This is a genomic window from Catenovulum sp. SX2 (genome assembly GCF_052056295.1).
Classification (GTDB): Bacteria; Pseudomonadota; Gammaproteobacteria; order Enterobacterales; family Alteromonadaceae; genus Catenovulum.
On record NZ_CP182493.1, the window covers coordinates 2,690,726 to 2,711,376 of the forward strand.

Genomic DNA, 20,651 nt, shown 5'->3' on the forward strand with positions numbered 1-20,651 from the left:
GAGTGATCGTGAGTAATTTAACTACTAAACAACTTAATTTGGGGGTGCGTGCACATGATTATGGTCAAGGTACACCTGCGGAAATTGCTGAATTAATCGGCCAGTTTGACGTGTCATGCGTGCAACTTGCACCTATGAAATCATTCCCCTGTTTAACGGAAGCCAGTAGCCAAATGACCGCTGGTTTTGCGCAAACTGTACGTGATGCATTTGCCCGTCAACAAATTCAAATTGCAGTATTGGGTTGTTATATCAATCCAATTCATCCAGACAAAGATGAAAAGGAATTGTCGTTACGTCGTTTTGAACGCCATTTAGAATATGCACGTGACTTTGGCTGTGCATTAGTTGGTACAGAAACAGGCTCACGCAATGCTGATTGTAGTTTTCATCCAAACAACAGTCAGCAAGATGCATACGACGAGCTAGTTGAATCGGTTTATCGCCTCAGTAAAGTGGCAGAGTTGAATGGCGTTGATATAGGCATTGAGCCAGTGGCGCATCATCACATTATCAATACCCGTGAAAAAATGCTGCAGTTACTTGAGCAAGTAAATTCACCTAGCGTAAAAATTATTTACGACCCGGTGAATTTATTTCCTCTAGAGCAAGCTGATAAGCAAATTGAGTTAATGGAAAAAGACTTGGACGCATTTGCGCCGTATCTAGCCGCTGTGCATATTAAAGATTTTGTCATTGAACAAGGCATTAAAACCGGCGATTTACCTTTGGGTGAAGGTGTATTTGCATTTGAACATTTTATTAAATGGTTAAGTGAGCATAAGCCTTATATCCACAGTATTTTTGAAGCGACAAATCCAAACAATGTTGAACAGATTTTAACTATGGTGAAATAAACTCATATCACCAAATTTGAGGAGCTAATTATGAAAATTGCATTGATGAACGAGTTTAGCCAAGCGGCGAAAAACCCAATTGTATTAGAGCAACTAAACTCAGTAGCTGCTGATTTAGGCCACGAAGTTTTTAACGTAGGTATGGACGGTGACAACGACCACAGATTAACTTACATACATTTAGGTATTATCGCAGGTTTATTAATTAACTCTAAAGCGGTTGATTTTATTGTGGCTGGTTGTGGTACGGGTCAAGGTGCTTTGATGTCGTTAAATGCACACCCTGGTGTTACTTGTGGTTATTGTATCGACCCGTCTGATGCATATTTATTTGCACAAATTAACAACGGCAATGCTTTATCTTTACCATTCGCTAAAGGTTTTGGTTGGGGCGCTGAGTTAAACATTCGTTATATCTTCGAAAAAGCATTTACTGGCGTTAAAGGCCAAGGTTATCCACCAGAGCGCAAAGCGTCACAAGTTGAAAATGCCGGTATTTTAAATGATGTAAAAACTGCTATGTCGAAAGACTTTTTAGCAGGTTTAAAATTACTTGATCCTGAATTGATCAAACAAGCTGTTGGTGGTGCACGCTTCCAAGAGTGTTTCTTCGCTAACTGCCAAGAGCCTGAAATTGCTGAATTTGTTAAATCGTTTGTTTAATTAACCGTAACACAGGTTATTTAAAAAGATGATGATTTTTAAAAAGGGCTCTGGTAGCCCTTTTTATTTATCTACACTTAAAAATAATATGATATTAACCCGAGGTCTGTGCAAAGTTAGCTCACTGGGGATTTGCACAGAGTTTAGGTTATTTACTTTAGCATTTATGAAATTTTGCTAGTCGTAAGACAAATTATCAGCAGTCAGTAAGCTGTCGTTTAGCACAGTTATTCACAATAAAAACAAAGGAATAATATGAAAACTCAAGCAACAAAAATAACCAAGCTCGCAAGTTTAGTCTGTGCGGCTTTGTTTACTCTCCACTCTCCAGCTAGTTTTGCCGACACTCAGGCAGAATTTATTGTCGATACAGCCAAAGTGGGCGTGACTATAAATAAAAATATATATGGTCAGTTTGCCGAGCATTTAGGCCATGGTATCTATGAAGGGATTTGGGTTGGCAAAGATTCTGAAATTGCAAATACAGATGGTTTTCGCAATGATGTTATTCAAGCTCTAAAAGATTTACAAGTACCGCTTATCCGCTGGCCGGGTGGCTGTTTCGCCGATGAATACCATTGGCGTGACGGCATTGGTGATCCGGCTAAACGACCAATAAAAGTGAATACCCATTGGGGTGGGGTAGAAGAAACCAATGCATTTGGCACACATGAATTTTTCCAATTAGCTGAAATGCTTGGTGCACAAACTTATGTAAATGGTAATTTGGGTACAGGTACACCACAAGAAATGGCAGAGTGGATGGAGTATATGACTTCAGATAAAAACTCGACACTTGCCAATGAAAGACGCAAAAATGGCCGAGAGCAGCCGTTTAAAGTGGACTATTTCACCATAGGCAACGAAGCTTGGGGTTGTGGCGGCCATATGCGCCCAGAGTATTACGCTGATTTGTATAATCATTATGCAACCTTCTTAAAAGCACCACATGGCAGTCGCCCAACTATGGTAGCAAGCGGCGGTAGTGGCAATGCGCGTGGCTTAGAGTGGACAGATGTACTCAGCAAAAATATCCAACGCAATATGCATGCAATTTCTTATCACTACTACACTTTGCCAACCAATAAATGGGATAAAAAAGGTGAAGCGGTCAACTTCCCGGAAAAGGAATGGTATTCAACTATGCTGAATACGCTAAAAATGGATGAGTTTATTAGTCAGAATGTCGCTGTATTAGATAAAAACGATCCAGAGAAAAAAATCGGTTTTTACGTGGATGAATGGGGCACTTGGTATGATGCCGAGCCTGGGCGTGAACCTGGATTTTTATATCAACAAAATACCATGCGTGATGCCGTAGTTGCAGCTGTTAACTTTAATATCTTCCACAAACATGCCGAGCGTGTGCATATGACCAATATTGCACAAATGGTTAATGTATTGCAGGCGATGATATTAACTGACAAAGAAAAAATGTTGTTAACGCCTACTTACCATGCATACAAAATGTACGTGCCATTTCAAGATGCAAAACAGTTAGATGTGCACACACAAGTGATGCAATATATTCAAGTGGGCGACAACAGCATTCCAGCTGTATCTATGACAGCTGCAAAAACGCAAGATGGCGACACAGTATTGGCATTAGTTAATTTGTCAGCGACGGAAAAGTCGGATGTCGATGTGAGTGTTTTGGGTACTAAGTTCTCTAAAGCACAAGGGCAAATATTAACTGCGAAAAAAATGAATGCGCATAATACGTTTGCTGATCCAGCTGAAGTTAAACCAAAAGACTTTAGTCAGCGAGCCAAGCGCGGCAAGTTGTCGTTTGACTTGCCTGCGCATTCAGTGATAGTCGTAACCTTAAAATAAGCTTATTTCTCAAACTCTTCTGGGTGTGGAAAGCAGTACATAGCACTGCTTTCCTTTCTTAAAAAAGTCGGTTTAAGCCATTTAATGCAGCTACTCGATAAGCTTCTGCCATAGTTGGGTAGTTAAATGTGGTATTGACAAAATAATCTACTGTATTAGCTCCACCTTGCTGTTGCATAATCGCTTGGCCGATATGAATAATCTCAGATGCAGATACACCAAAACAGTGTATACCTAAAATTTCACGTGTATCTGGGTGGAATAGTATTTTTAATCCACCTGTTGTCGCATTTGCAATTTGCGCACGAGCTAAATGTTTAAACTGAGCTTTGCCCACTTCATAAGGAATTTTTGCTGCGGTAAGCTCTTGTTCTGTTTTACCAACTGAGCTTATTTCTGGAATGGTATAAATGCCAGTTGGAATATCCGCAATGAGTTTAGATTGAATACCTGACTTAGTGATAAAGTTGGCCGCTATTCGCCCTTGGTCATAAGCAGCACTGGCTAAACTTGGGTAACCAATAACATCACCAACCGCGTAAATATTGTCTATTTCTGTCTGATAATTCTCATTTACTTTAACTTGACCTCGACTATCTGATTTTAAGCCAACAGCTGAGAGGTTAAGTGTGTCAGTATTACCAGTTCTGCCATTAGCAAACAACAAACAATCAGCTTTAAAGCGTTTGCCAGATTGAGTTTTTAAGATTACGCCGTCGTCTGATGCGCTAATAGAGTCGTACTCTTCACCATTGCGAATAACAGTGCCGTTGTTACGCAGATGATAGCTAATAGCATCAGAAACTTCGTTGTCTAAAAAGGCTAGAAGGCGATCACGGGTATTAATTAAATCTACTTTTACCCCTAAACCTCTAAATATGCTGGCGTATTCTGAACCTATAACTCCAGCGCCGTAAATTATGATGCTTCTAGGATCGTGATTCAGCGATAAAATGGTATCGCTGTCGTATACGCGCGGATGGTTAAAATCAACATCCGCTGGGCGATATGGGCGTGAGCCGGTTGCAATAACAATTGTTTTCGCTTTTATTTCTTGGGTAGAGCCGTCTTGATGAGTAACACAAACCGTGTTTTTGTCGACAAATGACGCTTCGCCTGTGATTAAAGAAACTCTATTTCGATCGTAAAAACCAGCGCGCAAGCGAATTTGTTGACGGATAACACCTTCAGCATGTTTGAGTATTTGTGGGAAAGTAAAGTGTTTATCACGCCCTGTTTGGCTAAACAGTGGGTTGGAGTTGAAATGCATCAGTTGTGAAACCGATTGGCGGAGCGCTTTTGATGGAATAGTTCCCCAATGTGTGCAACCGCCGCCGACCGAAGAATGGCGCTCGATTATTGCGACTGTTTGCCCTGCCTTAGATAAACCCATAGCGGCACCTTCGCCACCCGGGCCAGTGCCAATCACTATTGCATCAAAGTCATAAGATATTTCAGATGTATTTTGTGTCTGTTGTTTAGCCATGCGTACTTTATCCTTGAAATCTGTCTTTTTATTTTAGAATAAAGTTATGACATTTCCGCTTATAAGTACAGATTAAACAAAGTGTTTTGATTATTTTACTCGGTAATACTCAGAGATAAATTCGGGTGGGAAAGGTGAAAACCAGCAAAATGTTTAGCTGGTTTTCGTGTAATGCTATAGGACTATGCTGATTGAGGAATAGATAAATCAAAAAACTTGTTTTTGTGTTCTTCAAATTTAGCTTTTAACTCTTGAACTTGGGCGTATAGATCTGTCTTTTTGTAGTCTTTCGCCATCTTTTTACGTTTTATTTCTAATAAACGTTTTCGCGCAGCATAAAAGTCGTTCATCTTTTGCTGCAATATCTCGTACTCGTGTTCAAGTTTTTTTACCAGCGGGTGGTTATGTGGCAAATGCAATAAACGTTCTTTGAGGGTTTCGAAGTGATTTTCCGCCAAAGCTTTTTCAATTCTCTCTTCCGGCGTGGTGCGTAATTTGCTGGTTAAACCAACATAACTGGCAGTTTTAATAAACCACTTGGTTGGATCAAAATGCCACCAACGAATACCGTTTCTGTAGTCATATTCAAAAGTGTGATGAAAATTATGGTAACCCTCACCATAGGTTAAAAGTGCTAAAAATCCGTTGTCTTTGGCCGTGTGCTGGTTGCTATATGGTTGTGAACCCCAAATATGTGCAAGTGAATTAATGAAAAATGTAAAGTGGTGGCTTAAAACTAATCGCAGTACGCCTGCCCATAACAGCATGCTTAAAATATTGCCGTTTAACCAACCGAGCAAAATTGGTATGCCGAAGTTAGTTACAATCGCGAGTGGCAGGTAATATTTATGTTGCCACATGACTATTTTGTCTTTTTGCAAATCTTTAGTGTTGTTGTAGTTTTTGTATTCTGGGCCTTGATACTCACGGATCATCCAACCAATGTGTGAATGCCAAAATCCACGTTTAGCTGAGTAAGGATCTTTATCATTATTGTCTACGAATCTATGATGGTTTCTGTGATCCGAGCACCAATGTAAGATGCTGTTTTGCAGTGCAAACGCCCCACCAATTGCATAAACAAAGCGAACAAAAGCGTGTGCTTGGTAAGTTTTATGCGACCATAATCTGTGGTAACCAGCTGTAATAGACATACCGCAATAACCCAAACATAAAACAGTTGCGATAATTTGTGTACTGTCTAAACCATTAAAATAGATATCAAGCGGAATGCCAACTAATGCGATCAATCCGGTTATTAAGAAAATGAGTAGGTTTACCCATACTATTGGAGCTTTTTTCATTATTGAGCCTTGTTCAATTACTACGGTCGGTAGCTAAAATTAGCGTACACGTGTTAGCTCAATTTTAGTGTATGCACTGCAAGGATCAAGTTGTTTGTCGCTATGATATTTAATTTTGCTGTTTAATTGTTGAATCATTTATACTTTTGCCCGAGTAAATTTTCCAAAAAAGTCAGATGTGGGGTTAGAATGGGTGTTAGGGCTGTACAAAAAGAAAAAACCCGCAGGGCTATTATTCAAGCTGCATTTGAACAACTTTCTGCACAAAAAAACTATACTCAGTTAAGCCTGCGTGAAGTGGCGCGTCAGGCTGGCATTGCGCCGACATCATTTTATCGGCATTTTAAAGATTTAGATGAGCTGGGTTTAACTTTAGTGGACGAAGCTGGTGTGTTATTGCGCCAATTAATGCGTCAAGCACGTAAACGCATTGCCTCCGAAGGTTCGGTTATTGCGACTTCGGTACTGACATTTATCGAATTTTTGGAAACTAATGAAGGTGCTTTTCGAATTTTACTGCAAGCCAACAGTGGTACATCGGAAGAGTTTAGAGCGGCAATATCGCGTGAAGTCGATCACTTTATCGCTGAATTAGCTGATTACATTAGTAAATCACAAAGTTGCCAATTGGAATTTGCACTCACTCAAGCAGATGCCATGGTGAAGTTGGTTTTTCATGCCGGCGCGGAAGTTATTGATATGTCATTTAGCCAACGTAGAGCTGTAGCTGAGCGATTGGTTGCTCAGCTGAGGTTGATTGTTAACGGTGCTAGAGTGGAGTTGGATAGAGCATAAAATCAGCGTTTTACTAACCAGACCGCAGTTTCAATATGGTGTGTATATGGAAATTGGTCAAAAAAGCTAATGTCTTTAACTTGATGCGTTTTGCATATGTGGTTAAGGTTTTTTGCCAATGTCTCAGGGTTACACGAAATATATAAAATGTTGTCAAATTTGCTAACCAGTTGTTCTGTGTCTTCATCTAAGCCAGCTCTTGGTGGGTCAACTAAAATAGTCGAAAATTGGTATTCGGCTAAATCAATCTCTTTTAACGACTTAACAGACTTACCTTCAAAGTATGCTGCAGCAAAATCTTCGGCTGATGATTGGCCGATAACCACATTATCTATGCCATTTAACTCTATGTTGAATTGCGCGGCTTTTACTGAACTGCGCGAAATTTCAGTTGCTAACACTCGGTCAAATGCGTGTGCTAGTCCAAGACTAAAATTGCCGTTTCCACAATAGAGCTCTAATAAATCACCGCTCAAGTTTTGGCTGATGTCGGCCGCCCAATCAAGCATTTTTTGATTAATGTAGCCATTAGGTTGAGTAAAACTATTTTCAATTTGTTTATAACTGAGGTGTTTGTTGTTTACTTCAAAGTTTTCGACCACATAATCTTGGTCAATTAATAACTTGGTTTTACGTGCACGACCAATTAACTCAATTTTGGCTATGGAATTTAATTGCTGTTTTAACGCTTTTGCTTGTTCTATCCACTCTTCATCCAATGGTTTATGGTATATCAAGCTCACAAGCGCTTCACCACTCAGTGTGGTTAAAAAGTCAACTTGGAATAATTTAAAACGCAATATTGGATTGGCTAAAAAGGCATCACGAACAGCTTGCATTAGCTGATTGACTAATTCACTGCCAGGTAAATAGTAGTCAACTCGATATTTTTCTTTAGTTTCAGGATCGAACATAATGTAGTAACTATCTTCATCTTGATGCCAAACCCTAAATTCAGCGCGTAGTCGGTAATTTTGTGGAATTGACTCAATAACAGACGCATTTGGCAATTCTAATCCCGAGAAGTACTTTAATGTGCTCTCTACTTTGTTAGTGAGTAGTTGGTTGTATTGGCTGGGATCGATTTGATTAACACGCATATTGAAATTCACACTGACAAAAAAGGATTATTTTACTGGAAAACGCATCATTTTCAGTAACAGAACTAACTATTTTTCAAAAAGCAGGTATTTTGGCTAAAATATATTCATTATGTGCCGATATAGCATATAAGAATAGCTTTAATTGAAGTGGTGGCGGTATGGATATATCAAACATTACAACCCGTACAGATAAAACTGTACCAGCTAGTAGCGATAAATCGACTGCTGCAAAAGCTGATGTATATGATGCAGCGACAAATGAGCAAACAAAACAAGCGCAGCAAGCTAACAGTAAAACTGTTTTAGATCAGGCGCATATAAGTCAGCAATCAACCAGCAAGCTGGGTTTATCTATTTTGCAGCAAAACTTTAGTCAGCAGCTTGAAGTTTGGCAAAAGTTATCGGCTGAAAAAGTCGATATTAACCAAACTTCGTTTGATGAAATCAAAGCGCGTAATGAAAAGTTGTTTGATTTTGAAGCTGTCGCTAAAAACGTCTTAAAGTTTGTTGATGGTGTGATTACTTCTGCGCAAGAGTCTGGAGCGGAAACTGAACAGCTTAATGATATGTTAACCCAAGCTCGTAAAGGCGTAGCCAAAGGTGTTGCAGACGCAAAAAAAATCTTGGGTGTATCAGAAGAACAAGATGACGATTTAGCTAATGGCATCAAAAAAGCGCATGGTTTGATCAACAATGGCTTGGACGATATCTACAAACGTATAAATGGTCTAACCCAACCTCAGTCTATTTTTGAAGCCGGATTACAATCTCAAACAACGGAATCACAATCAACTAAATTAGAATTAACCACCAAAGACGGCGACAAAGTTTTAATTGATTTTGCTCGGTTAAATGAGCAAGTTAATATCCTACAAGCACAGCAAGCTGAATCGGAGCAAGGCAGTGAATCCAGTCTGTTTATGTTGTCGAGTCAATATTCGCAAGAAAGTTTGCACTTCTCAGTAGAAGGTGAATTGGATCAAGATGAATTAGCTGCAATCGCGGATTTGGTCAAAAATGTCAGTAGTGTAGCCGATGAATTTTATAATGGTGATGTTGAAGCTGCGTACGAACAAGCTTTAAAACTAGGATTTGACCAATCAGAAATTAGTAATTTTGCATTAGATCTGAATAAAAGAGTGAGTCAGTCGACAGTTGCTTATCAGTCATATAGTGAAAATGGGCAAGCTCAACTACCGAATAGTGTTAAAGAGCCAATCATGGCTTATGTCGAAAAACTTAAAGATATGGTTGCTCAAGGTGCTAATCAATTACAAGACGAACAAGAAGTGGCTCATTTAGTCAGTCAAGTGTTTAGCAATCAATTTCAACTAACAGGCAATGAGTTATTAGAAGCGGTAAACAGGTTTAATCACTTTAATCAACAATTGCTTAATGGCAGTGATAAAGATAAAGGCGAATAAACCTGTATTTATCAACAAGGGAAGTATAATAGCTTAAGCGTTATTATCTTCTTGTTGTGTTTTGTCTTTTGCTTCACGTACTTTTAATGTGCGTTGTTGAAACTCTTGATCATTTAAAGCATTGATAGCAGCTTCGGCTGCTGATTCATTAATCTCTACAAAACCAAAACCTTTACGTTTACCTGTATTGCGGTCGCGCATTAAACGAACTGACCTCACATCACCATGTTGAGAAAATAATTCACGAACAGCGGCTTCATTTGCTCTGTAAGGTAAGTTTCCCACATAAAGCGTTTTAGAAGCTTCGCTGTTTGCTTGAGTATCAGCTGCCGCAGATGGTGATAAGAAAATGACAACTGCACCACCAACAATTAAACCAACCGCAAGCGCAACATTTACTTCGATATTAATAGAAAGAGCAGGAACGACAAAAAAACTAACAAGTGCAAGCACAACTAAAACCAATGCCTGCTTAATTACAACATTTGACATAAAGACCTCAAAAAATTTCAAAATTAAAGATTATTATCATTAGAAATAAGGCGCATAAAAATATGCACGCTATAAATTAACCTGTTTAACATCACTTTTGTACTGAAAAAATGGAAAAAGGTTAAAAAAAAGTCAATAACTAGCGTTAATTTGTACTGCTTAGTATGAATTATGAGCGAACGAAACTTTATTTAAAAAAACTTCAAAAAACGTGTTGACGGCAATTCTTTTCTCCCTATAATGCGCCACCACAACGCAGCGACGCGGTGAAGTTAAACTCCTCCAAATCCTGCAAGCTTGAACCAAAAACTTATTTTTAAAACTTTCTCGAAAGCTTAAAAATAAAGGGTTGACAAGCGAAATGAGAAGCGTAGAATGCGCGCCTCACTTAACGAGTTAAACATAAGTTGCTCGCTAAAATGTTCTTTAAAAATTAGTAACCTTATTTATCTGTGTGGGCACTCGCATAGTTTGAATAGACAAAAAATTATTCAATCTATCAGAAGTGACATACTTGTTAATTCAGTAAGATTGAGACAAAGATTAAAACTTTTTTATGAAGAGTTTGATCATGGCTCAGATTGAACGCTGGCGGCAGGCCTAACACATGCAAGTCGAGCGGTAACATATCTAGCTTGCTAGATGATGACGAGCGGCGGACGGGTGAGTAATGCTTGGGGATCTGCCTTGTTGTGGGGGATAACCATTGGAAACGATGGCTAATACCGCATAATACCTACGGGTTAAAGAGGGCTTCGGCTCTTGCGACGAGATGAACCCAAGTGAGATTAGCTAGTTGGTGAGGTAATGGCTCACCAAGGCGACGATCTCTAGCTGGTTTGAGAGGATGATCAGCCACACTGGGACTGAGACACGGCCCAGACTCCTACGGGAGGCAGCAGTGGGGAATATTGCACAATGGGCGCAAGCCTGATGCAGCCATGCCGCGTGTGTGAAGAAGGCCTTCGGGTTGTAAAGCACTTTCAGTTGTGAGGAAAGGGTAGTAGTTAATACCTGCTATCTGTGACGTTAACAACAGAAGAAGCACCGGCTAACTCCGTGCCAGCAGCCGCGGTAATACGGAGGGTGCAAGCGTTAATCGGAATTACTGGGCGTAAAGCGCACGTAGGTGGATAGATAAGCTGGGTGTGAAAAACCGGGGCTCAACCTCGGCCGTGCATTCAGAACTGTCTGTCTAGAGTAAGGGAGAGGGGGGTAGAATTCCAGGTGTAGCGGTGAAATGCGTAGAGATCTGGAGGAATACCGGTGGCGAAGGCGGCCCCCTGGCCCATTACTGACACTGAGGTGCGAAAGCGTGGGTAGCGAACAGGATTAGATACCCTGGTAGTCCACGCCGTAAACGATGTCTACTTGCTGTTTGTGCATTTAATGCGTGAGTAGCGAAGCTAACGCGCTAAGTAGACCGCCTGGGGAGTACGGCCGCAAGGTTAAAACTCAAATGAATTGACGGGGGCCCGCACAAGCGGTGGAGCATGTGGTTTAATTCGATGCAACGCGAAGAACCTTACCATCCCTTGACATCCAGAGAATTTAGCAGAGATGCTTTAGTGCCTTCGGGAACTCTGAGACAGGTGCTGCATGGCTGTCGTCAGCTCGTGTTGTGAAATGTTGGGTTAAGTCCCGCAACGAGCGCAACCCTTATCCTTAGTTGCCAGCATTAAGTTGGGGACTCTAAGGAGACTGCCGGTGATAAACCGGAGGAAGGTGGGGACGACGTCAAGTCATCATGGCCCTTACGGGATGGGCTACACACGTGCTACAATGGACAGTACAGAGGGCAGCTAACTTGCGAGAGTACGCGAATCCCTTAAAGCTGTTCGTAGTCCGGATTGGAGTCTGCAACTCGACTCCATGAAGTCGGAATCGCTAGTAATCGCAGATCAGAATGCTGCGGTGAATACGTTCCCGGGCCTTGTACACACCGCCCGTCACACCATGGGAGTGGGCTGCAAAAGAAGTAGGTAGCTTAACATTGGGCGCTTACCACTTTGTGGTTCATGACTGGGGTGAAGTCGTAACAAGGTAGCCCTAGGGGAACCTGGGGCTGGATCACCTCCTTAACGAAGCTATTAAACATGCTGAGTGTTCACACAGATAAATAAATTGGTTACTAAAGGTTAAAGACTTCAAAAAGTCGTTGCAGGCTGAAGTTGTTTTGATTTAGGTCTGTAGCTCAGCTGGTTAGAGCGCACCCCTGATAAGGGTGAGGTCGGCAGTTCAAGTCTGCCCAGACCTACCAAATTTAGCACTATGCTGCGTTATTTTGATACTCGTTTAGCGAACTGAACTTCATATCAAAATGCCTTGCCTAGCACTAAATTAAGAAAAATAAACTCACAGCGAACGATGAAAGAAAAGTAGCAGAAAATGGGGCTATAGCTCAGCTGGGAGAGCGCCTGCCTTGCACGCAGGAGGTCAGCAGTTCGATCCTGCTTAGCTCCACCACTTTCTAGAAACTTAACATGAAGTCGAAATCAAATCCAAGTAAGTTCACTAAACAAGCTTATTTCAATTTGGTTTTAATAACCTATGCTCTTTAACAATCTGAAAAAGTAAAAGCTAAAATTAAATTTTTAAGTTCAATTTTAAATCTGAATCTAACGAGTTTAATCAAGCAAACCAAGTATTCTAATCCAGAATATATAGAAATATATATTCAAATAAACGAAGCGTTGTTTAATTTTATAATCTGATAAACATTCGGGTTGTATGGTTAAGTGACTAAGCGTGCACGGTGGATGCCTTGGCAATTGGAGGCGATGAAGGACGTGTTAATCTGCGATAAGCTTGGTCGAGTCGATAAAAGACGCATGAGACCAAGATTTCCGAATGGGGCAACCCACTCTTTATAGAGTATCTTACAGTGAATACATAGCTGTAAGAAGCAAACCCGGAGAACTGAAACATCTAAGTACCCGGAGGAACAGAAATCAACCGAGATTCCGTCAGTAGCGGCGAGCGAAAGCGGAACAGCCGATATCATAGTGTTCAGCAGAACATTCTGGAAAGTTTGACCATAGTAGGTGATAGTCCTGTATGCGAAAAACACTATGATACATATTAAGTAGGTCGGGACACGTGTTATCTTGACTGAATATGGGGGGACCATCCTCCAAGGCTAAATACTCCCAATTGACCGATAGTGAACCAGTACCGTGAGGGAAAGGCGAAAAGAACCCCTGTAAGGGGAGTGAAATAGAACCTGAAACCGTGTACGTACAAGCAGTGGGAGCAGACTTGTTCTGTGACTGCGTACCTTTTGTATAATGGGTCAGCGACTTATATTCAGTAGCAAGGTTAACCTTTTAGGGGAGCCGTAGCGAAAGCGAGTGTTAACTGCGCGTTCAGTTGCTGGGTATAGACCCGAAACCCGGCGATCTACCCATGGGCAGGTTGAAGGTTGAGTAACATCAACTGGAGGACCGAACTCACTAATGTTGAAAAATTAGGAGATGACCTGTGGGTCGGAGTGAAAGGCTAATCAAGCCGGGAGATAGCTGGTTCTCCCCGAAAGCTATTTAGGTAGCGCCTCGGACGAATACCACTGGGGGTAGAGCACTGTTAAGGCTAGGGGGTCATCCCGACTTACCAACCCTTTGCAAACTCCGAATACCAGTGAGTACTATCCGGGAGACACACGGCGGGTGCTAACGTCCGTCGTGAAGAGGGCAACAACCCAGACCGCCAGCTAAGGTCCCAAATACTAATTAAGTGGGAAACGATGTGGGAAGGCTTAGACAGCTAGGAGGTTGGCTTAGAAGCAGCCACCCTTTAAAGAAAGCGTAATAGCTCACTAGTCGAGTCGGCCTGCGCGGAAGATGTAACGGGGCTAAATTAGTAACCGAAGCTGCGGATTCATACTTTGTATGAGTGGTAGGGGAGCGTTCTGTAAGCTGTTGAAGGTGTGTTGTAAAGCATGCTGGAGGTATCAGAAGTGCGAATGCTGACATGAGTAACGATAAAGCGGGTGAAAAACCCGCTCGCCGAAAGACCAAGGTTTCCTGTCCCATGCTAATCAGGGCAGGGTAAGTCGGCCCCTAAGGCGAGGCAGAGATGCGTAGTCGATGGGAAACAGGTTAATATTCCTGTACTTTTATTAACTGCGATGGAGAGACGGAGAAGGCTAAACTAGCTTGGCGTTGGTTGTCCAAGTGAAAGTAAGTAGGCTAAAGTTCTAGGCAAATCCGGAACTTTATTAGGCTGAGATACGAGACGAGCTACCAAGGTAGCGAAGTAGTTGATGCCCGGCTTCCAGGAAAATCTTCTAAGCATCAGGTTAATAAGAACCGTACCCGAAACCGACACAGGTGGTCAGGTAGAGAATACTAAGGCGCTTGAGAGAACCCGGGTGAAGGAACTAGGCAAAATAGTACCGTAACTTCGGGAGAAGGTACGCCACGTTATTGTGAAGGGCTTTACGCCTGGAGCGAGAGGTGGTCGAAGTAACCAGGTGGCTGGAACTGTTTATTAAAAACACAGCACTGTGCAAAATCGAAAGATGACGTATACGGTGTGACACCTGCCCGGTGCCGGAAGGTTAATTGATGGGGTTATCCTTTGGAGAAGCTCTTGATCGAAGCCCCGGTAAACGGCGGCCGTAACTATAACGGTCCTAAGGTAGCGAAATTCCTTGTCGGGTAAGTTCCGACCTGCACGAATGGTGTAATCATGGCCACGCTGTCTCCACCCGGGACTCAGTGAAATTGAACTTGCTGTGAAGATGCAGTGTACCCGCGGCTAGACGGAAAGACCCCGTGAACCTTTACTATAGCTTGGCAGTGAACATTGAACCTACATGTGTAGGATAGGTGGGAGGCTTTGAAGCATGCACGCCAGTGTGTGTGGAGCCATCCTTGAAATACCACCCTTGTATGTTTGATGTTCTAACGTTGTCCCATTATCTGGGATGCGGACATTGCCTGGTGGGTAGTTTGACTGGGGCGGTCTCCTCCCAAAGCGTAACGGAGGAGCACGAAGGTTGGCTAAGTACGGTCGGACATCGTACGGTTAGTGCAATGGCATAAGCCAGCTTAACTGCGAGACAGACACGTCGAGCAGGTGCGAAAGCAGGTCATAGTGATCCGGTGGTTCTGAATGGAAGGGCCATCGCTCAACGGATAAAAGGTACTCCGGGGATAACAGGCTGATACCGCCCAAGAGTTCATATCGACGGCGGTGTTTGGCACCTCGATGTCGGCTCATCACATCCTGGGGCTGAAGTCGGTCCCAAGGGTATGGCTGTTCGCCATTTAAAGTGGTACGCGAGCTGGGTTTAGAACGTCGTGAGACAGTTCGGTCCCTATCTGCCGTGGGCGTTTGAGAATTGAGGGGGGCTTCTCCTAGTACGAGAGGACCGGAGTGGACGAACCTCTGGTGTTCCGGTTGTTCTGCCAAGAGCATTGCCGGGTAGCTAAGTTCGGAATCGATAACCGCTGAAAGCATCTAAGCGGGAAGCGAGCCCCGAGATGAGTTGTCACAGACCCTTGAGGTCCTGTAGGGCCCTTGTAGACTACGAGGTTGATAGGTTGGATGTGTAAGTGCTGTGAGGCATTGAGCTAACCAATACTAATTGCCCGTGCGGCTTAACCATACAACGCCAAATGTTTATTGGAAGCAAGAATATAAAGAAGTTGTTTGATTGAATAGATTAGATAAACAACAGATTGAAATAGAACTTAAAGATTAAGCTTTTACGAATTCAGATTGATGATTGTTTAAGATAAAACAATCATGTACCGATTATGCCTGGCGGCGATAGCATTGTGGCCCCACCTGATCCATTTCGAACTCAGAAGTGAAACACAATAGCGGCGATGGTAGTGTGGGAGTTCCCATGTGAGAGTAGCACACTGCCAGGCTTTTAATTTAAGAAGAACCCCAACTCAATGAGTTGGGGTTTTTTCGTTTATACGATTCAAAAAAGTTAATATTTGGCCGTTTTACTGCAAGTTTAAGTAAAAGCATGTAAACTTTTGCCCAAGCTATTTGATGTGCAAAACGGACAATAAAAGACATGTACGAATCTTTCTATGGTTTAAACGATAAACCCTTTCATCTAACGCCAGATCCTACTTTTTTCTTCGCCAGTAAATTACATACACGAGCACTTTCTTACCTAAAATATGGTATAGGACAGGGTGAAGGTTTTATTGTTATCACTGGAAATATTGGAACGGGTAAAACGACCATAGCTAATAGTTTATTGTCAGATTTAGATGAACAAAATGTTCGAGCTATACAAATTGTTACGCCAAAACTGAATCCTGATGATTTAATAACCGTGACTGCAGCTAAATTAGGCTTGGCTACTGAAAATCGCAGCAAAGGTGAATTGCTGCAAGGAATAGAGAAAGAACTAACACAACTAGTTAACTCGAATCAAAGGGCACTCCTCATAGTCGATGAAGCGCAGAACTTGCCTCTAGAGTCAGTTGAAGAGTTACGAATGTTGTCGAATTTCCAAGTTAATGGCAAGCCGTTGTTACAGAGCTTTTTATTGGGACAACCAGAATTACGTGATTTATTGCAACTACCGTCTATGGAGCAGTTCAGGCAGCGTATTGTGGCTTCTTGTGACTTGAAGCCGCTTAATGCCATTGAAACACATGAATATATCGAATTTAGGGTTAATGCAGCTGCTGGTAAAGAAATTAAACTATTCTCAGATGAAGCGATTGAAGCGATTTACCACTTCACAACTGGCATTCCTCGACGTATCAATACTGTTTGTGATCGAATTCTGCTATATGGCTTTTTGGAAGAGAAAAACTATTTAACTGAAGTTGAAACCAAAACTGTTATTGATGAAATAGTTGAAGAGTCAGTAGAACAGTCACAGCCAAGTGAAAATTCGCATAACAAGCAGACTGTAAATCAAGAGCAAGATGATCGAGCTTTCGATGTGTCTAAAGAAACATTGCTCGAAGACTTAGCCCCACCGCAAAATCCTAATGGCAAAATAAGTTATCAAATCCCGCCTGATGTCACTCAGGACATTACGCATCTACGTAATATGATCCAAGAGATCCGGGCGACGCTAGAAACTTCAATCGAGTATAAACTTAAAGTAAGTCGGTATATTGATAATGCAATTAATCGAAAGCTGAAACAACTTAAGCAGTTGGCAAGTGTTGAAATGGAAGATAACAACCAAAAGGCCGAGGCTGACCTAACAGAGGATGATGTGCAAGATAAATAGCTGGATTGACCTAAGTGCATGTGACCAACAACAAGCTAACTTGTTGTTGGTAGCCCTTTTAAGCATTTGCCTTTAATTCTGTCAGCTGATATTTGTCAATCAGTGAGTATAGTGTAGGCCGAGTCACACCCAACATTTCGGCTGTCTTTGAGATATTCTGCTCAGCTAAGTTGTAGGCTTGGCGTATAGCATTGGACTCGGCAATTTCACGGACTTCACGTAAATTTAGTGATTTTAGTTCAGTTGATGGATCGCTGGAGTTAACAAACAGGCCTAAATCATCAGCTGTAATAAAAGGTGTGTCTGCCATAACAACGGCTGATTTCAGTTTGTTTTGCAATTCGCGAATATTACCAGGCCATTTATGTTGTAACATAGCTTGTTTGGCTTCATCGCTGAAACCTTTAATGTTTTTATTATATTGATCGTTGTAACTGTCGATAAAAGATTTAGCTAACAATAACACGTCATTTTCACGTTCGCGTAACGGTGGAATATTTATAATTAATTCACTGACACGGTAGAATAAATCTTCCCTAAAAGTCTGCTCAGCAGACATTTGCTGTAGATTTCTATGCGTTGCACAAATAACTCTTATGTCGACAGGTATTTCTTCACGGCCACCGACACGTTCAATGACACGCTCTTGTAAAAAACGCAACATTTTGGCTTGTAACGGCAATGGCATATCACCAATTTCATCTAAAAATAAAGTACCACCTTGGGCTATTTCTATCTTACCTTTAGTGGTTTTTGCTGCACCAGTAAAAGCGCCTTTTTCATAGCCGAATAATTCACTCTCTAATAAGTTTTCTGGAATAGAAGCACAGTTGATAGCGATAAAGGCCTTATTGGCTCTGTCGCTATGGTTGTGGATAGAGCGAGCGAATACTTCTTTACCTGTGCCGCTCTCACCAAGCAATAACGTGGTTATTTCTGTTTTTGCAATTTTTTCCGCGCGTTTGGTTGCGGCTAAAATAGCAGGGCTATTACCAATAATGCTACCCATAGACGCATTAACTTTACTTAAACGGCGGTTTTCATTTTCTAAGTCAACTAGATTAAATGCCCTATGAATTATGGTATTAAGCGTTTCTACATCAACAGGTTTTTGATAAAAGTCGTAAGCACCAAGTTCAATTGACTTTAAAGCGTGCTCTTTGTCAGTGTTGCCAGTTAATACAATTACTTTGGTATTAGGTGCAAGAGACAGTATTTCTGTTAACGCGGCAAGCCCCTCTGAAGCATTTGCTGGGTCGGGTGGCAAACCTAAGTCTAGTGTCACAACTTCCGGCTCGTGTCTTCTGAGTTGCGCGATAGCACTTGCTCTATCATCAGCAAATACTATTTCGTAGTCTGACAATCCCCATTTTAATTGTTTTTGTATACCTTTATCGTCGTCTACAACCAGTAATCTAGACATTTATCTGTTCCTAATCATTCTTATTTTGGTAGTTCTAAAATAAACTCAGTACCTTGGTGCTCAATTGAGTTAACCTTCAAGCTACCGCCTGCTTGCTCTGCAAACAACTTGGCATCGTAGGCACCTATACCCATACCAGCATTACCTTTAGTGGTTTCAAAGGGTTTAAACAGTTTATTTTTTATGAAATCCTCTGACATTCCGTGACCCGTATCGCTAATTATAATCTGGATTGAGTTGGTTAACTCTTTGAGCTCTACATTTACCTTGCCATCGTCATTTGTCGCTTGCTGCGCATTGTCTATCAAATGGTATAAGACATTCGTGAGTTTTTCTATATCGACTTTAGTTTCTATGTCATTTAGGTTAATTAATTTAGGTATTGGCAGAATATTTTGACATCTTTGCTGGATCAGCTGACTAATTTCAGCGGTTAAGTTGACTTTAGTCAGAGTGTTATTTTCTTCTGAGGATTTATTCATTAATTGCGCGAGCATTTTTTCCATGCGCTTTTTGCTATAACCTAGAGTTTCAAAAGTGTCTTCAATAAATTCCGGGTTATGTTTGTGTTTTTCCGCATTGGCCAAAATCATATCCACTTGTGCAAGTACGTTTTTTAAATCATGGATCACAAACGCCGACATACGGCTAAAGGCGGCAAATTGAGCATTTTCAGTAATTTGTTTATTAGCTTCGTGTTGAAACAGATAGTGACCTACTTGGGTTGTAACAACCGACATGTAGTCTCGAATTTCCCAGTTAAAATTGAGTAATTCACTGGAGCTATTGTTTAAGCACACCACTCCCCATAAATGCTCTTGATGGAAGATAGGTACAACTACGTGAAACAAACCATTGTCGATATTGTTATATGGGATTGATAAGCCGGGATAATTTTGACTGTTGCTTTGGTAATCTTTTAGATCAACTATCCAGTTAGTTTTTTTTATATAAGGTAAAACTTGATCTAACACTTCCATATTTACCGCTCTTTGGCTGTTGTTGCTGATAGATTTTCGAGCGACCTGTTCCAGATTGTTATTTTTGTTTTTAAACAAAATGCCTTCATCATATTCGATAGAAAACAGGAATACAGTTAAAGCTCTGTTGTAATAGTCGTCCTCGTTATTTAGGGGAGCGTTAAGTAAATTTGTCAGGTTCAGCCATTGCACTCGATAATCAAATTGGTTGGCAAAAAAGTGTTTCTCTAAAAATACTTTTAAGTTCTTTTTTAACGATTCTGATATGAATAGCGCAAATAACAAAGTGAAAGCCAAAGCAACAAAAATACTTTGCACCATACCTGTCCATTGCGACTCTATACTTTTTATGTAATAACCAGCTAGTGCCATTAGAGTCAGATAGATGCCGGCTGCAAACAACAAACTACTTTGGAAAACCATTTCCCGCGATACGTATACTTTTATACCTAAATCTTTTGAGCGTTTAATCGACCATAAGAGAAGTGGAACCAACACTGTATGTAAATAACCACGGGCTAACCACATATCTTCATTGATTTGTAACACTAAGCTCGCGTTAGCGAAAACAATAAAGTCGAATATTAGTATTGTGCCTAAAGCTAGAATAAGTGGCTTAAGTCCCCATAGCTCGTCTTGGGCTTTGCGATAAAGAATTTCTAACAATACTAGAGATAATACGGTAAGAGAAAGGTAGCCAATATAAAACCAAGCACTACCAATTAGACCTATTTGCGCCAGAGCGGGAGTAGACAAAGTTAGCAGGAAGATAATTTGACTGTAGCGAGCTTTGAATAGAGTTGTTTTGCTCCATTTATTATTGAGTAAACTTAGCAGTAGTAGTCCTGTGCTACCAAGACGAAAGCTTTCTACCCAAGTTGTACTAATAGAGTGTAGATAATTTAAACTTTCCAATAAGTGGACAAAAGACCAAGCAAAACCACAAATTGAAAACGCGATAAATATTTGGTGGGCCAAAGTCTTTTGCTTGCTTACTAAGGTGAGTAGCAATAATGCTAGGTACGCAAGTGCAGCTGTCGTATAGCCTAGCCAAATAAGAGTATCCATATAT

At 41.2% G+C, this 20,651-nt stretch carries 12 protein-coding genes, 2 tRNA genes and 3 rRNA genes; 11 read left to right on the forward strand and 6 right to left on the reverse strand.

Annotation, left to right across the window (positions count from 1 at the left end; translation table 11 throughout):
• Nucleotides 1-8 precede the first annotated feature (8 nt).
• From ACMZOO_RS11230 to ACMZOO_RS11240, 3 genes are all read left to right on the forward strand, one after another.
• Entirely contained in the window at nucleotides 9-857 is an 849-nt protein-coding gene (locus ACMZOO_RS11230; RefSeq protein WP_440903433.1) for a sugar phosphate isomerase/epimerase family protein, read from the forward strand.
• Nucleotides 858-887: 30 nt separating this feature from the next.
• Complete coding sequence (locus ACMZOO_RS11235; protein ID WP_440903434.1) at nucleotides 888-1,520, forward strand: RpiB/LacA/LacB family sugar-phosphate isomerase; 633 nt, start codon at nucleotides 888-890, stop codon at nucleotides 1,518-1,520.
• A 255-nt stretch (nucleotides 1,521-1,775) separates the two neighbouring features.
• The gene (locus tag ACMZOO_RS11240) at nucleotides 1,776-3,353 is read left to right on the forward strand and encodes an alpha-N-arabinofuranosidase (RefSeq protein WP_440903435.1); all 1,578 of its coding nucleotides are present in this window, start codon (nucleotides 1,776-1,778) and stop codon (nucleotides 3,351-3,353) included.
• Nucleotides 3,354-3,411: 58 nt separating this feature from the next.
• Here ACMZOO_RS11240 and sthA read toward each other — a convergent pair whose 3' ends face one another.
• Nucleotides 3,412-4,839, reverse strand: coding sequence for a Si-specific NAD(P)(+) transhydrogenase (gene sthA, locus ACMZOO_RS11245; protein WP_440903436.1), 1,428 nt, complete (start codon nucleotides 4,837-4,839; stop codon nucleotides 3,412-3,414).
• Nucleotides 4,840-5,021: 182 nt separating this feature from the next.
• Nucleotides 5,022-6,143: a fatty acid desaturase gene (locus ACMZOO_RS11250; RefSeq protein WP_440903437.1), complete on the reverse strand. Its 1,122-nt coding sequence runs from the start codon at nucleotides 6,141-6,143 to the stop codon at nucleotides 5,022-5,024.
• A 189-nt stretch (nucleotides 6,144-6,332) separates the two neighbouring features.
• Here ACMZOO_RS11250 and fabR point away from each other — a divergent pair, with 189 nt between their 5' ends.
• On the forward strand, nucleotides 6,333-6,938 hold the full coding sequence (fabR, locus tag ACMZOO_RS11255) for an HTH-type transcriptional repressor FabR (RefSeq protein WP_440903438.1): 606 nt from the start codon (nucleotides 6,333-6,335) through the stop codon (nucleotides 6,936-6,938).
• A 2-nt stretch (nucleotides 6,939-6,940) separates the two neighbouring features.
• Here fabR and trmA read toward each other — a convergent pair whose 3' ends face one another.
• Entirely contained in the window at nucleotides 6,941-8,038 is a 1,098-nt protein-coding gene (trmA, locus tag ACMZOO_RS11260; protein WP_440903439.1) for a tRNA (uridine(54)-C5)-methyltransferase TrmA, read from the reverse strand.
• Between the two features lie 161 nt (nucleotides 8,039-8,199).
• Between trmA and ACMZOO_RS11265 the strand changes: the two genes are divergently transcribed.
• Nucleotides 8,200-9,465 (forward strand): DUF5610 domain-containing protein, encoded by a 1,266-nt coding sequence (locus ACMZOO_RS11265; RefSeq protein WP_440903440.1) that lies wholly within the window; start codon nucleotides 8,200-8,202, stop codon nucleotides 9,463-9,465.
• Nucleotides 9,466-9,498: 33 nt separating this feature from the next.
• Here ACMZOO_RS11265 and ACMZOO_RS11270 read toward each other — a convergent pair whose 3' ends face one another.
• The gene (locus tag ACMZOO_RS11270; RefSeq protein WP_440903441.1) at nucleotides 9,499-9,957 is read right to left on the reverse strand and encodes an RNA recognition motif domain-containing protein; all 459 of its coding nucleotides are present in this window, start codon (nucleotides 9,955-9,957) and stop codon (nucleotides 9,499-9,501) included.
• Nucleotides 9,958-10,510: 553 nt separating this feature from the next.
• On the opposite strand from ACMZOO_RS11270, the gene ACMZOO_RS11275 reads away from it, so the two are divergent.
• The 6 genes from ACMZOO_RS11275 (at nucleotide 10,511) to ACMZOO_RS11300 (ending at nucleotide 17,176) form a co-directional block, all read left to right on the forward strand.
• Nucleotides 10,511-12,038, forward strand: a 16S ribosomal RNA gene (locus ACMZOO_RS11275).
• Nucleotides 12,039-12,140: 102 nt separating this feature from the next.
• Nucleotides 12,141-12,217: transfer RNA gene (locus ACMZOO_RS11280), tRNA-Ile, on the forward strand.
• Nucleotides 12,218-12,347: 130 nt separating this feature from the next.
• Nucleotides 12,348-12,423: transfer RNA gene (locus ACMZOO_RS11285), tRNA-Ala, on the forward strand.
• 266 nt (nucleotides 12,424-12,689) lie between these two features.
• Nucleotides 12,690-15,568 (forward strand): 23S ribosomal RNA (locus ACMZOO_RS11290).
• A 154-nt stretch (nucleotides 15,569-15,722) separates the two neighbouring features.
• A 5S ribosomal RNA gene (gene rrf / locus ACMZOO_RS11295) occupies nucleotides 15,723-15,836 on the forward strand.
• The 16S, 23S and 5S rRNA genes sit together here with 2 tRNA genes alongside, the layout of an rRNA operon.
• A 155-nt stretch (nucleotides 15,837-15,991) precedes the next feature.
• Entirely contained in the window at nucleotides 15,992-17,176 is a 1,185-nt protein-coding gene (locus tag ACMZOO_RS11300) for an XrtA/PEP-CTERM system-associated ATPase (RefSeq protein ID WP_440903442.1), read from the forward strand.
• Between the two features lie 58 nt (nucleotides 17,177-17,234).
• Here ACMZOO_RS11300 and prsR read toward each other — a convergent pair whose 3' ends face one another.
• A complete protein-coding gene (gene prsR, locus ACMZOO_RS11305; RefSeq protein ID WP_440903443.1) occupies nucleotides 17,235-18,599 on the reverse strand; it encodes a PEP-CTERM-box response regulator transcription factor in 1,365 nt (454 codons plus the stop codon).
• Between the two features lie 20 nt (nucleotides 18,600-18,619).
• A complete protein-coding gene (gene prsK, locus ACMZOO_RS11310; RefSeq protein ID WP_440903444.1) occupies nucleotides 18,620-20,647 on the reverse strand; it encodes an XrtA/PEP-CTERM system histidine kinase PrsK in 2,028 nt (675 codons plus the stop codon).
• Nucleotides 20,648-20,651 lie beyond the last annotated feature (4 nt).

What these genes read in the sequence shown, in the direction of transcription:
- ACMZOO_RS11235 (WP_440903434.1), top strand. Translation starts at nt 888, where the DNA reads ATGAAAATTGCATTGATGAACGAGTTTAGCCAAGCGGCGAAAAACCCA.
- ACMZOO_RS11240 (WP_440903435.1), top strand. Translation starts at nt 1,776, where the DNA reads ATGAAAACTCAAGCAACAAAAATAACCAAGCTCGCAAGTTTAGTCTGT.
- sthA (WP_440903436.1), bottom strand. Translation starts at nt 4,839, where the DNA reads ATGGCTAAACAACAGACACAAAATACATCTGAAATATCTTATGACTTT.
- ACMZOO_RS11250 (WP_440903437.1), bottom strand. Translation starts at nt 6,143, where the DNA reads ATGAAAAAAGCTCCAATAGTATGGGTAAACCTACTCATTTTCTTAATA.
- fabR (WP_440903438.1), top strand. Translation starts at nt 6,333, where the DNA reads ATGGGTGTTAGGGCTGTACAAAAAGAAAAAACCCGCAGGGCTATTATT.
- trmA (WP_440903439.1), bottom strand. Translation starts at nt 8,038, where the DNA reads ATGCGTGTTAATCAAATCGATCCCAGCCAATACAACCAACTACTCACT.
- ACMZOO_RS11265 (WP_440903440.1), top strand. Translation starts at nt 8,200, where the DNA reads ATGGATATATCAAACATTACAACCCGTACAGATAAAACTGTACCAGCT.
- ACMZOO_RS11270 (WP_440903441.1), bottom strand. Translation starts at nt 9,957, where the DNA reads ATGTCAAATGTTGTAATTAAGCAGGCATTGGTTTTAGTTGTGCTTGCA.
- ACMZOO_RS11300 (WP_440903442.1), top strand. Translation starts at nt 15,992, where the DNA reads ATGTACGAATCTTTCTATGGTTTAAACGATAAACCCTTTCATCTAACG.
- prsR (WP_440903443.1), bottom strand. Translation starts at nt 18,599, where the DNA reads ATGTCTAGATTACTGGTTGTAGACGACGATAAAGGTATACAAAAACAA.
- prsK (WP_440903444.1), bottom strand. Translation starts at nt 20,647, where the DNA reads ATGGATACTCTTATTTGGCTAGGCTATACGACAGCTGCACTTGCGTAC.